This is a genomic window from Dietzia sp. DQ12-76 (assembly GCF_014145045.1).
Classification (GTDB): Bacteria; Actinomycetota; Actinomycetes; order Mycobacteriales; family Mycobacteriaceae; genus Dietzia.
Window position 1 is genome coordinate 1 of record NZ_JAALDV010000012.1, and the last position, 11,728, is coordinate 11,728.

General features: G+C 69.1%; 12 protein-coding genes. 4 read left to right on the plus strand and 8 right to left on the minus strand.

Going from position 1 to position 11,728, the window contains the following annotated elements; genetic code table 11:
* Window positions 1-238 precede the first annotated feature (238 nt).
* Complete coding sequence (gene hpt / locus G6019_RS00485; RefSeq protein ID WP_017835929.1) at window positions 239-796, plus strand: hypoxanthine phosphoribosyltransferase; 558 nt, start codon at window positions 239-241, stop codon at window positions 794-796.
* 170 nt (window positions 797-966) lie between these two features.
* Here the strand turns inward: hpt and G6019_RS00490 are convergent, their stop codons facing one another.
* The 7 genes from G6019_RS00490 to G6019_RS00520 form a co-directional block, all read right to left on the minus strand.
* Window positions 967-1,680, minus strand: a complete 714-nt coding sequence (locus G6019_RS00490) for a class II aldolase/adducin family protein (protein ID WP_182612735.1) — start codon at window positions 1,678-1,680, stop codon at window positions 967-969.
* Entirely contained in the window at window positions 1,677-2,933 is a 1,257-nt protein-coding gene (locus G6019_RS00495) for an LLM class flavin-dependent oxidoreductase (protein ID WP_182612734.1), read from the minus strand. The genes G6019_RS00490 and G6019_RS00495 overlap by 4 nt, the downstream gene beginning before the upstream one ends.
* Entirely contained in the window at window positions 2,930-4,018 is a 1,089-nt protein-coding gene (locus G6019_RS00500) for an LLM class flavin-dependent oxidoreductase (RefSeq protein WP_182612733.1), read from the minus strand. Before G6019_RS00500 ends, G6019_RS00495 begins: the two co-directional genes overlap by 4 nt.
* On the minus strand, window positions 4,015-5,076 hold the full coding sequence (locus G6019_RS00505; protein WP_182612732.1) for an ABC transporter substrate-binding protein: 1,062 nt from the start codon (window positions 5,074-5,076) through the stop codon (window positions 4,015-4,017). The genes G6019_RS00500 and G6019_RS00505 overlap by 4 nt, the downstream gene beginning before the upstream one ends.
* Window positions 5,073-5,915 (minus strand): ABC transporter ATP-binding protein, encoded by an 843-nt coding sequence (locus G6019_RS00510; RefSeq protein WP_182612731.1) that lies wholly within the window; start codon window positions 5,913-5,915, stop codon window positions 5,073-5,075. Before G6019_RS00510 ends, G6019_RS00505 begins: the two co-directional genes overlap by 4 nt.
* Entirely contained in the window at window positions 5,912-6,721 is an 810-nt protein-coding gene (locus G6019_RS00515) for an ABC transporter permease (RefSeq protein ID WP_182612738.1), read from the minus strand. Before G6019_RS00515 ends, G6019_RS00510 begins: the two co-directional genes overlap by 4 nt.
* 74 nt (window positions 6,722-6,795) lie before the next feature.
* On the minus strand, window positions 6,796-7,845 hold the full coding sequence (locus tag G6019_RS00520) for an NrtA/SsuA/CpmA family ABC transporter substrate-binding protein (RefSeq protein ID WP_182612730.1): 1,050 nt from the start codon (window positions 7,843-7,845) through the stop codon (window positions 6,796-6,798).
* A 302-nt stretch (window positions 7,846-8,147) separates the two neighbouring features.
* Here G6019_RS00520 and G6019_RS00525 point away from each other — a divergent pair, with 302 nt between their 5' ends.
* The 3 genes from G6019_RS00525 to chrA are packed head-to-tail and all read left to right on the plus strand — an operon-like array spanning window position 8,148 to window position 10,464.
* Window positions 8,148-8,630: a Chromate resistance protein ChrB gene (locus G6019_RS00525; RefSeq protein ID WP_309230108.1), complete on the plus strand. Its 483-nt coding sequence runs from the start codon at window positions 8,148-8,150 to the stop codon at window positions 8,628-8,630.
* The gene (locus G6019_RS00530) at window positions 8,627-9,058 is read left to right on the plus strand and encodes a chromate resistance protein ChrB domain-containing protein (RefSeq protein ID WP_182612729.1); all 432 of its coding nucleotides are present in this window, start codon (window positions 8,627-8,629) and stop codon (window positions 9,056-9,058) included. Before G6019_RS00525 ends, G6019_RS00530 begins: the two co-directional genes overlap by 4 nt.
* Window positions 9,055-10,464, plus strand: coding sequence for a chromate efflux transporter (gene chrA / locus G6019_RS00535; RefSeq protein WP_194305308.1), 1,410 nt, complete (start codon window positions 9,055-9,057; stop codon window positions 10,462-10,464). The genes G6019_RS00530 and chrA overlap by 4 nt, the downstream gene beginning before the upstream one ends.
* Window positions 10,465-10,564: 100 nt before the next feature.
* Here the strand turns inward: chrA and G6019_RS00540 are convergent, their stop codons facing one another.
* Window positions 10,565-11,602, minus strand: a complete 1,038-nt coding sequence (locus G6019_RS00540) for an NAD(P)/FAD-dependent oxidoreductase (protein ID WP_182626898.1) — start codon at window positions 11,600-11,602, stop codon at window positions 10,565-10,567.
* Between the last annotated feature and the right edge of the window lie 126 nt (window positions 11,603-11,728).

Genomic DNA, 11,728 nt, shown 5'->3' on the forward strand with positions numbered 1-11,728 from the left:
CGGCTGCCCGTCGCCCACGTACGCGCACCTGTCGGCGGTGGCGGCGCTGGTCACCGACTGGCACGGGCAGGGGGGAGTGGCGGTGGGGGGCACTGGACCGGGCACAGGCACGGAGACGAGTGCGGGCGCGGGCTCGGACGCGTCGGGTGTGACGGCGGGCCGGGGCAGGTTGGTCGCTCGGCGGCGGCATGGAAAGGTGGTCCTGGAGATAGACCGGGCGAGCGGAGCGGGGACGTAGATGAGCACGGACAAGTACGCCGACGAGATCGAGTCGGTGCTCATCGACACCGATGCGATCCGCGACCGGATCGCCGAGATGGGCGCGAAGATCGGGGAGCGCTACCGGGACTCCGAGCAGGAGGTCGTGCTGGTCGCCGTGCTCAAGGGCGCGGCGATCTTCGTCTCCGACTTCGCCCGCGCGCTGACCATCCCCTCCGAGTTGGAGTTCATGGCGGTCAGCTCCTACGGCTCCTCCACCAGCTCCTCGGGAGTGGTGCGGATCCTCAAGGACCTCGACCGTGACATCGCGGACCGCGACGTGATCATCGTCGAGGACATCATCGACTCGGGCCTGACCCTGTCGTGGCTGATGCGCAACCTGCGGACCCGCAACCCGCGCTCGCTGGAGATCGTCACCCTGCTGCGCAAGCCCGACGCGGTCAAGGCCGATCTGGACATCCTCGAGATCGGGTTCGACATCCCCAACGAGTTCGTGGTGGGCTACGGCTTGGACTTCGCCGAGCGCTACCGCGACCTGCCGTACATCGGCCGGCTGCACCCGCGCATGTACTCCTGAAGGGTGCCGTTTCTCGTTTGAACCGCCGCCGGGGCCCTCGCGCCGACCGGGCGCAGGCGGCGAGAACCGCCAGCGCCCGGCCGGGGAGGCTTGTAGGGGATAGGGGATCATCCGCTGGTTCCGGGACTTCCCGGTGGAGCTTGGGCGGGCCTCTCGCCCCCAGGGTTGACTTACCTTGAGACCAGGCCTCGGGTGCGGGCTTCCTCCAGCAGTCCGGTCCGGGACCACTGTTCCACGAGGTTCGTCTCGTCGAACTCCTGGGAGCCGCCGAGGGTGTCGCCAATCGCCTGGTAATTGGCGCCTTCCTCCAGCAGTACGACGAACTTCGCGAGAGTGATCAGTCCGGAGCGGCCGATCACGTGGGAGCCGCCGTTGGCCTCGAAAATCGCCACCAGATCCGGGTCGATCTGGAGTTTTTCGAGGATGAAGTCGCCCGCGTTCACCGAGCGGTCCAGGTGGGGGTAGATCTGCCGGGAAAGGGTGAGTCGCTGGGAGGCCGCGTAGCGGATGGGTAGGGGCTGGTGGGTCTGTGCCCAGCCGCCGAGCCATGGGGAGTGCACGTGCACCGCGGAAGTGATCTCGGGGCGCTCGCGGAAGACTCGGCCGAAGGTCGGGACGAATGCGGCGTGGCCGCGACCGGAGAGGATCTGCCCGTCGAAGGTCGCGATGACCGGTTCGATGGCTGTCTCGGTGGACCAGGGGCCCGGGGGGTTGAGCTGGACGGCGAGGTCCTGGCCGGGCACGCGCTCGACAAAGTTCACTGTGCCGCTACCGCGCACGGTGCCGGTCTCGTGGAACACGCGGTAGGCGGTCTCCGCATCGCGGGCCGCGGTGGCGGCGAACTCGAGGACGTCGGTGGAGAGATGGGGTTCGACGGTGGTCATGATGGGATCCTTCCGGTGGTGGTGAGGTGATGCTCGGTATGGACGTGCTCGGTACCGGACTCTCGCCCGGCTTTGTTAAGCCGGCCGGGGAGTCCGGCATGTGCATGGGGTGAGTCAGGCGGGGTGAGGCGGTGCCGGCCGAGAAGGGGCAGGACTTCCTCACCCACGCGGTAGGCCTCTTCGAGGTGGGGGTTACCGGCGAGGATGAAGGCATCGACGCCCAGGGCGACGAGCTCGTCCAGCCGTTCGGCGACCTGCTCGTAGCTGCCGACCAGCCCCAACGCTGGCCCGCCGCGGATGAGGTTGAAGCCGGCCCACACGTTTGGTTGAACCTCGAGGTCCCGGTAACCGTTGATGGTCTCCGGAACCCAACCTGCGATGCGGGCGGCGCCCACCGAGTCACCCTGGGCGGCGGAGCGCGCGGCCTCGCGGTCGACGAAGGCCCAGCCCTTCTCGATCTCCGCCCAGGCGGCCTCCTCGGTGTGGCGGGCGACGATGTCGATCCGTACCGCGAACCGGGGCCGTCGCCCGATCCTCTCTGAGTGGGCCCTGACGCCGTCGAATTTGGCGGTGAGGTCGGCGAACGGCTCCAGCCACGAGAGGTAGTAGTCGCTGTGCCGGCCCGCCGCGTCCACGGCCGCGCCGGAGGACCCGGAGAAGAACAATTCCGGGAACGCCTGGCCGGCGAGGCCGGGCGGGAGCGCGGCGCCGCGGGTGCGGTAGAAGCGGCCGTCGTAGTCGAAGGGCTCGCCGTCCCACACCCCTTTGAGAACGTCGAGGAACTCGCTCGTTCGGGCGTAGCGGTCGTCGTGGTCGACTTTGTCGCCCCACCACAGTTGGGCGGGACCGCCGCCTCCGCTGATGACGTTGTAGAGCAACCTGCCACCGGTGGCGCGCTGCATACTCGCCGTCATCCGCGCGGCCTGGACCGGGTGCAGGAAGCCCGGTTGGAAGGCGACCATGAACCGATACGTGCTGGTCTCGCGGGCAAGGGCCGCTGCCGTGGCCCAGGGGTCGTCTGTGACGGGAAATGACGGGAGCAGGCCGCCGAGGAACCCGGCCGATTCGCTGGCCCGGGCCACCGCGGCCACGTGATCGATGTAGCTGTAGGAGTCCAGTCGACCCTGTCGGATGGCGGGTGCGATGTTGCCGGCCGCGTACCCGCCGGCGTTACCGCGGTTGTAGCGCCGAGGGGTCCGGAGCGACGCGTGGTCTCCCTCCATCCCGATGCGCCAGTAGAAATCGAGCGTCATGCGCTGGCCTCCTCGGCGGTGAGCGTGCGTCCGGCCGGGTCGGCGAGGTGCAGCCAGTGCTCCCCGCCCCGATGGAGCTCGTCAATGTGGGGATGCCCGCTCACCACGAAGTAGTCGATCCCGGTGTGCGACCACTCGGCGAATCGTCGGGCTACCCGGTCGTACGAGCCGACGAGGCCGCGGGCGGTCGGGTAGCCGAAGGCGTCGAAGCCGGCCCACTCGTCCGGGCGTGCGTCGGGGTCCGGACCCGCGGCGGGGGCGTCCGGGTGGACCTGGTGGAGTAGCCGGTCGATCCGGGACCAGGCTTCGTCGTCGGTCTCCCGTGCGACCACCGGCAGCTCCAGACCCAGCCGCACGGTCCGGCCGTGGTCGGCCGCTCGGTGCTGTATTTCGGCACCGAGTGCCGGGTCATCGTCAAGGGTGAGCAGGTGGATGTCAGCGTGAGCCGAGGACAGCTGCAGTGCCGCTTCCGAGGACCCGGAGAGCAGGATCCGGGGGAATGGGCGGCCCGAGAGGATGCCGCGGAAACCGCCATCGAGGACATGGAAGTACTCGCCGGAGTGGGCGGCGCCGGTGCCGCGGAACCCGGCGCCGGGCACAGGGGCCGCGTTCCATACGCTGCGGGCGACGGTGAGGAACTCATCCGCCCGTCGGTAGCGCTCCTCTCCGGTGACGTCGTCGCCGAGTGCCCGGGCTTGGTCAGGGTCGACGTCCACGTGGATTCGCCAGTCGAGCCGCCCGGAGGAGACGGTCTGGAGGGTGGCGGACATCTTTGCTGCGTAGACCGGGGTGCCGAAGGTCGGGGTGAACTCCACCACGCCACGGAGGTAGCGGGTGGCGCGCAGCGCGGAGGCGGTGACCACCCAGGACTCCTCACCGAGGGGGTCGAACGGTGCGAGGACCCCGTCCCATCCGGTGAGTTCGGCGGCGTCGATGACCTGGTCGAGATTGTCGAACGGACTGGTTCGCCGGATGTCGGTGGCGATGGTGGAGGCGGGCTCGCCGAAGCCGCCGCGGGTGCGTTCGGCGGCCCGAGCGCTGCGCCCGTCCCCGCGGGAGGGCAACTGCCAGACGAACTCGCTCATTCGCTCACTCCCGCTGTATGGGTGGCCCGGCGTGCGGCGGCGGTGGCGAGGGCACGCTCGAGCGGTGCCGGGTCGGCCCAGGCCGCGACGTCGACACGGCCGGCGAGGAAACCGTGGGTGTAAAGGAACTGCTCCTGCACTGCGAGCAGGTCGAGCCGTTCGGCGTCCAGGGTGGGGACAAGGCCCAGGTGGAGGGTCTCGCCGTAGGCGTCCACCACCCCGGGGCCCTCGGCGAAGGTCTCGCGTGCCAGCAGGCCGCGGACGCCCTCGAGGTCGGTGGCCGCCCAAGCCGCGGCATGGAGACTGCGGACGAGGAACTCCTCCACCACCTCGGGATGATCGGCCAGGAGCTGTTCATGGACGGTGATCGGTCGGGGTGTGCCGTTGTTGACCCGGCCACGCGGGGTGGTGGCGGTGTCGAGGTCCACGGCGACCCGCAGCCCGTGCTCGCGGGCCACGTCGCGGCCGCGGGCACCCTTAACGTAGATGGCGTCCACCTCACCGGCCAGGAGCTCGGCCACCCCGGCGGTGGTGATGGATCGCCCCCGGTCAGCCCTGTCGTGATCGGCGCTGTCGCGGACCTCGGGAGTGCGCTCCACGTCCACCTCGACGACCACGACGTCGGCCAGCGTGAGCCCGGCCAGGGCAAGCGTCGAGGAGAAGCCGTGCAGGGCCATGGCCCGCGGGAAGCTCCGGGCTCCGTCGGCGGCCCACGCGGGGATGGCGATGCGGCGACCGGCCAGGTCAGCAGCGGAAGTGATGTCGGAGGTGGGGGCCACGAGGATCTGTTGGGCCTCGTCGACCCAGGTCAGTCCTATGAGACGGGTGGGGGCGCCGGCCGCGCGGGCGGCCAGGGCGGGAACGTTGCCGCCCTCGCGGATCAACCCGGGCAACTGGTGGTCGAAGTGATGCAGGGCGGTCGCGGCGTCCGCGTCCTGGAGGATTCGGAAGTCCAGGCCCGCGCCCGCGGCGGCGTGGGCGAGCGTGCCGAGTCCGTGGGCGATACCGCTCGCCGTGGGCACCGGGCAGCGGGTGTACCAGAGGGTGTCGATGGTCATTGGTGGTTCCTGTCGGTGGAAAGACGCCCCACGCCGAGACGGGCGAGGAACTGGGTGCGGTAGGTGAGTGCGCCGGGGTCGCTCCGGTCGCGGGGGCGGGCCAGGTCGATGTCGACGTCGAGTGCGATCCGTCCGTCGTCGAGGACAAGCACCCGGTCGGCCAACCGAACGGCTTCGTCGACGTCATGGGTCACCATGAGCACGGCGGGGCTGTGGGTGGCCACGAGGTCGCCCACGAGGTCCTGCATCTGGAGCCGTGTGAGCGCGTCCAGCGCGGCGAAGGGCTCGTCGAGCAGGAGTAGGTCCGGCTCCCTGACCAAGGCCCGGGCCAGTGCGACGCGCTGCGCCTCGCCGCCGGAGAGCGTGGCGGGCCACTGGCCGGCTCGGTCGGCCAGGCCCACCTCCCCGAGAGCCCGTATTGCGGCCTCGCGGTGGGCGGCCGAGCGACGCTGACCGAGGGTGACGTTCCCGAGCACCCTCTTGGATGGGATGAGCCGCGGTTCCTGATAGACGGTGGTTCGGGCGCGGGGGACGCGGATCTCGCCGGAGTCCGGGCTCTCGAGCCCGTCGAGTAGACGGAGCAAGGTCGTCTTCCCGGTGCCGCTGGGACCCAGCAGCACCACGAACTCCCCGCTGTGGATGTCCAGGTCGATGTCCTGCAATACGACCTTGGGGCCGAAGCTCTTACTCAGGCCCCGCAGGGACACGGCGACGGGGCGCCCTTGGCGCCGTTCTCGCGCGCTGTCCGCGGTGGGGGTGCGGTCGCGCAGCGGCGGCAGCTCGGTTGCTCTGCCAGAACTGACGCTGCCCGCGTTGATGTCGACCGGGATGAGGCTCATCGGTTTGCCACCTGTCCCCGCCACGGCATGGCGGTCTTCTCGATGACGCGGACGACTGCATCGAAGGCCAGCCCCAGCAGGGCGTACAGGGCCACACACAGGACCATGTAGTCGGTGCGGTTGTACTCCTGCGCCATGGTGGCGAGGTAGCCGATGCCCTCCCGGGTGCCGATCTGCTCGGCGGCGATGAGGCCTGTGATGCTGATGGAGAGGCAGATCCGCAAAGCCATGAGGATGCTCGGCAGCGCCGAGGGGAGTATGGCGCCGAAGATCAGCGCCGGTCCGGTGAGCCCGTAGCTGCGGGCGGCCTCGACCATCTTGCGGTCGACGTTGCGTACGCCCAGATAGGTGTAGGCGTACATCGGGCTCACTGTCGCCACGGCGATGAGGACGATCTTGAACCCCTCGTCGATCCCGAACCACGCGATGAACAGCGGCACCAGGGCCAAGAACGGGATCGCCCGATTTATCTGCATGGTGGCGTCGATGAGTTCCTCGCCCAGGGCGTACAGTCCTGCCAGAGCGCCGCACACCAGCCCAATCAGGACACCCAGGGTGACGCCGATCGCGGCGCGCTGGAAGGACGCGGCGGCGAAGGCGGCGAGTTCACCGGACTGGGTGAGTTCCACGCCGGCGGTCCACACCGAGGGCGGACCGGCGAGGATCTCCGGTGGGATGAACCCGGCGGCCGAACCGATCCACCACGCAGCGACGATCGCGGCCGGTACGGAGACCCGAAGGGTGAGCGAGAGCCACCACGGGCGGGGTGAATTCGTCCGCACTTTGGGGGTCTCGACGGGGACCACGGACCGAGCCCGGCCTGTGTCCGCATCTCCCGTCGACGCGGCGTCAACGGGGACGCCCGAGACGACGGTGCCCGTCACTGTCCCTCACCACGATCTATCCGGGCGGCCTGCTCGGGGGAGACGAGCGGACGCAGGTCGAGGAAGACATCCTGCGCGGAGAGCTGATCGGGTGTGACGCCGTACTCGGTGAACACGCGGGAAACCTCCTCGAGCGCGGCGGCCTCGTCCTCACCCGGCGGGATCGGGGGCAGTGCCTGGCGGCCAACAGCGATCGCATCCTCCAGTCGGGTGCCGGTCAGCGCGGTCGGGCCGGTGGTGGTGAAGACGTTCTGGAAGTTCTCCGGCTCAGAGGCCTGCCGGATCACCAGGTCCTGCAGAGTCTCGAGGAACGCGGCCACCACATCGGGGCGCTCCTCCGCCACCGACCCCCGAACGAGGAGGACCTTGCGGTCCTGCGAACCGAGGTCGCCTTCGTTGACCAGTTCCACGGCGCCGTTCGCCTTGGCCTCCTGGTAGGGGGCGTTGAACGAGGCCCAGGCGTCGACCTGACCGGTCGAGAATGCCGAGGCACCGTCCTTGATCTGCAGCGGCACCCGATCGACAGAGTCGACCGGGACGCCGGCCTGCTCCAGCGCGAGCAGCGTGAGATACTCGCCCTTGGCGGCAGGATTCACGGCCACTCGCTTGCCCTCCAGATCCTCGACCGAGTCGATGCCGGAATCCGGCCGGGCGATGATGCCGCTCTGATCCTGACCCCCCTGCTCGGCGGCCGCCACGATCCGGAGGTCGACGTCTTTGGACAGGGCGCCGACGACAGGGCTGAATGCGCCCTCGGAGACGTCGAGCTCACCGGTGCTGAAGAGCTTCAGGTTGGCGCTCACACTGGGAGCCGCCTCGACCCACTCCACACGCGCCCCGAGCGGCGCGAGAGCCTCGTCGAAACTGCCGTCTCGCTTGCCCACAGCCAAGGGGCCCGCGTTGGCGCCGTCGGTGACCTTCAAGACGAAGGTCTGGCCCCCGGAAGCGTCGCCCTCCGCATCGCCTCCACAGGCCGCCGCCATCATCAGCATCGGGGCAACAGCGAGAACGGCGAGGCGGCGGAAGGGTTCGGCGAACCGGGTCATGACGAAACTCCTGAATGAGTGGATAGTCGAGTGGGCCGAACGCTAGCGACGATCAGCGGAACCCAGAAGGGACGCGATCTGCCCGATCGAAAGATTTGACTCGCGTTCCCCACATCGAGTACTTCCCGTAGTGGGTCTCGCGTGCGCCGCCTGGACAACGGAGCGCCCAGAGCTCGAAGTGACCTGTGCGCCCCGAGAAGTCCGGCGGTCTGACCGTCTGCGATTCGCCACGAGTCCAGCTGTAACCGTGGTTGCATTATGGTGTGTCTGCGGGGCCTGTGGGCCGGGTGAGGGGTGTCGTGGTGGATTCCGGACCGGGGGAGTGGGTGTTGTTGAGCTATCGGATACCTCGCGAGCCCTCGACGCCGCGGATCGCAGTGTGGCGCAAGCTCAAGAGGCTCGGGGTGGCGCAGGTCGGTGACGGGTTGGTCGCTCTGCCCGCTAATGCGCGCACCCGGGAGTACTTGGACTGGATCGCCGAGGAGGTCATCGAGGCCGCGGGGTCGGCGACCGTGTGGATGGCCAGGCCCGCTTCTCTTTCGCAGGAGTATCGGTTGGTGGAGGCCATGGTTCAGGATCGAGCGGCGGAGTATCTCGCCGTCCGGTCTGAGGCCGTCGCCGCTCTGGGCGCAGCCGAGCCGGAGCGCCTTCGCGCGTTGACGCGCTTGCGTTCCCATCTGCGCCGCATCACCCGACGCGATTATTTTCCCCCGCCCGAGCGCCGGTTGGCCCGGGACGCGGTGGAGGCGTTACACCCCAGTCACACCGATCAGGAGCGAACATGAAATGGTCCACCCGAGCCGGAATCCACATCGACCGGGCCGCATGCGCTTGGCTGATTCGTCGGCACATCGACCCCGAAGCCGAGTTCGTGTTCGTCGCCGACCCCGCGGAGGTGCCTGACCAGGCGATCGCTTTCGACATGCGTGGCGTCGAGTTGGGGCACCACGGCGGTGACTGCAGCTTCGAGACCATCTTGCGCCGTTACGAGCTCACCGACCCGGCCCTATGGCGGATCGCTGAGATCGTCCACGAAGTCGACCTGGAAGACGAACGGTATGACGCCCCGGAAGCGCCCGGAATGGATGTGGTCCTGCGCGGGCTGTCGATGATCGGTAGCGACGAAGAGACGATGGCCGTGTCCGGACCGGTCTTCGACGGGCTCTACGAGTACTACCGCCGTCAGTCCCTGATCGGGCGTGACCCCGCATGAGCGAAGCACCCCACGAGCACGTGCCGACAGATCCCGATGGTCGCTCACCCGGTTCTCCAGCTGTTCGAGACCTAGTGCCCTTCCGGGAGGCCGTCTGGGTCTGGTTCCTGATCTCCCTGCAGACCTTCGGTGGCCCGGCCGGACAGATCGCCGTCATGCAACGAGTCCTCGTCGAAGACCGGCGGTGGATCGGGCAGCGGCGGTTCAATCACGCCCTGAACTACTGCATGCTGCTGCCCGGGCCCGAGGCCCAGCAGCTGTCGATCTATCTGGGATGGTTGCTCAACGGCACTCGAGGCGGGATCGCCGCCGGCACACTGTTCGTGCTTCCCGGGGTCGTCACACTAGGCGCGTTGTCGGCGATCTATGTCGCCTATGGTGACACCACCGTGGTCTCTGCCGTGTTTGCCGGGCTCGCTCCGGCGGTGTTGGCCATCGTCGCCCAGGCCGTTCTTCGAGTTGCCGGCAGGTCGCTGACCCACGGGTCGCTCATCGTCCTCGCCGTGGGTGCCTTCGTGGCGTTGGCCGTGTTCGCGGTGCCGTTCCCCGTCGTGATCGCCCTGGCTGCGTTCGCGGGCTGGATCCTCTCCCGCCGGGTGCCGGGCTTTGCCGAACCACCCCACAGTGCGGACGATCGGTCCGGTCCGGCTCCGGTCATCTCCGATGACGCGCTGCACGACGACCGGCCCACCCGTGGTCGCTTCGTGCGGATACTGACGATCGGACTGGGATTGTGGGGGGCTCCGATCCTGGCGTTCGTGGCGGTGTTCGGAGGGCAGAGCATCTTTACGACCCAGGGGCTGTTCTTCTCGCTGACCGCGGTGGTCACCTTCGGCGGCGCCTACGCGGTGTTGGCGTTCATCGCGCAGCAGGCGGTTGAGACGTACGGGTGGCTGGCGCCGGGGGAGATGGTGCGGGGTCTGGCTCTGGCCGAGACGACACCGGGTCCGTTGATCATGGTGGTGCAGTTCGTGGGGTTCCTCGCCGCCTACCGCAATCCCGGCGGACTGGACCCTTGGGTCGCTGCGGTGCTCGGAGCGCTGTTGGTCACCTGGGTGACCTTCGTGCCCTGCTTCTTGTTCATCCTGTTGGGTGCCCCGTACGTCGAACGGCTGCGTCACAACACCGCGATCTCCGCGGCGTTGGCAGGCATCACCGCCGCCGTTGTAGGGGTGATCGCCAACCTTGCCTTGTACTTCGCGCTCAACACCCTGTTCACCGACACCAGAGTCTGGACCTGGGGGCCGGTGCAGATGACCGTCCCCGACCTGGCGTCCGTGAACCCGGTGGCGGTGGGTATCACCCTGATAGCCCTGCTACTGACCTTCAGCCTGCGCTGGCCAGTCCTACGCATTCTCGGCGCATGCGCGGCGCTAGGTCTGGCGAGCGCCCTGCTCCCGCTGTAGGTCGGCTCTCGCGTCAAGACCATGGCCACAGGCGTTACACCTGCCCGGATTCCTTCCACGTCCGGGGGAGGATGCTCTCGCCCCGCCCCCTGCAGTGGCGCTAGCTGTCCGGCCGCGTGAAGGTCCGCGTCGGGGGCGCCGCGTCGGGGACGTCTGCCGCGGTGGAGTGTCCCCGCAACGAGGTCGCGCAGGCCACGCCCGCCGCGGCCCCGGTGCCCACGGCGATCGGGACGAGTTGCAGACCGGTCACGATGTCACCGGCGGCGTACACACCGGCCACGCTGGTCAGTTGCAACGCGTTGACCGAGAGGCCGCCCTCGTCGTCGATCCGGCAGCCCAGGGCCTTCGCGAGGTCGTTCGTCGGATGGTGCGCGTAGGAGAAGAACACCTTCGATCCGGTGATCATGGTGCCGTCGGCCAGGCGCACGCCCTGCAGTGCACCGGGTTCGCCCACCAGTTCCCGGGCGACGCCGTCGACCACCTGGATGTCGTGTACGGCGCAGGCGGCGCGCTGATCGTCGTCGAAGGCCGGGTCGGAGTCGCTCTCGGTGATGATCACGACCTCGGACGCCCAGTCCAGTAGTTCCGAGGCGTACGCGGGAACATGCGCACCGGCGCCGAGCACGATGACCCGCTGATCTGCGGCGGTGAGGCCGTCGCAGGCGGGGCAGTGGTGGACGTCGACACCGTAGTGTCGGTCGATCCCGTCGAGCTCGGGGAGCCGGTCTCGCACTCCGGTGGCGAGGATGACCCGCGTGGCGGTGACGGACATCGGGGCCCCGTCCCCGTCGTCCGATGTCGTGGCCGGTGCGATGCGGGCGACGAAGCGATCGTCGGATTCCCTGGTCAGCTCCGAGACGAGACCGTCGAGTCTCCGCACGGTCGGATAGCGGCGCAGGCCGTCGTGGGCGTCGGCGTAGAACTCGTCCGGTGTGGCCGGGCCTGTGCCGAGAATGCCGTGGATCCTCTCGGCGGACAGGTTGCGTTGGCCTCCGGCGTCGACGAGCAGGGTGGAACGTCGATACCGGCCGAGCCATGTCGCAGCGGAGAGCCCCGCCGGTCCACCGCCCACGATGAGGGCGTCGACCGTGTCGGGTGGCGGGTTGTCCGACGCGCCGGGAGGAGGTGGCCGGGTCATCGGTTCTCCGTGCGGGTGGTGGGATCCTCCCCGCGGCGTAGGAGCGGCAGGTGCTCGACGGCGTGGGCGAGTGCGCTGAGGCGGGCGCCGGCCCGGTGAAGCGGCGAGGCGGAGAGCGCCGGTCGG

Coding starts and splice junctions, on each gene's coding strand:
- hpt (WP_017835929.1), top strand. CDS start 239: ATGAGCACGGACAAGTACGCCGACGAGATCGAGTCGGTGCTCATCGAC.
- G6019_RS00490 (WP_182612735.1), bottom strand. CDS start 1,680: ATGACCACCGTCGAACCCCATCTCTCCACCGACGTCCTCGAGTTCGCC.
- G6019_RS00495 (WP_182612734.1), bottom strand. CDS start 2,933: ATGACGCTCGATTTCTACTGGCGCATCGGGATGGAGGGAGACCACGCG.
- G6019_RS00500 (WP_182612733.1), bottom strand. CDS start 4,018: ATGAGCGAGTTCGTCTGGCAGTTGCCCTCCCGCGGGGACGGGCGCAGC.
- G6019_RS00505 (WP_182612732.1), bottom strand. CDS start 5,076: ATGACCATCGACACCCTCTGGTACACCCGCTGCCCGGTGCCCACGGCG.
- G6019_RS00510 (WP_182612731.1), bottom strand. CDS start 5,915: ATGAGCCTCATCCCGGTCGACATCAACGCGGGCAGCGTCAGTTCTGGC.
- G6019_RS00520 (WP_182612730.1), bottom strand. CDS start 7,845: ATGACCCGGTTCGCCGAACCCTTCCGCCGCCTCGCCGTTCTCGCTGTT.
- G6019_RS00530 (WP_182612729.1), top strand. CDS start 8,627: ATGAAATGGTCCACCCGAGCCGGAATCCACATCGACCGGGCCGCATGC.
- chrA (WP_194305308.1), top strand. CDS start 9,055: ATGAGCGAAGCACCCCACGAGCACGTGCCGACAGATCCCGATGGTCGC.
- G6019_RS00540 (WP_182626898.1), bottom strand. CDS start 11,602: ATGACCCGGCCACCTCCTCCCGGCGCGTCGGACAACCCGCCACCCGAC.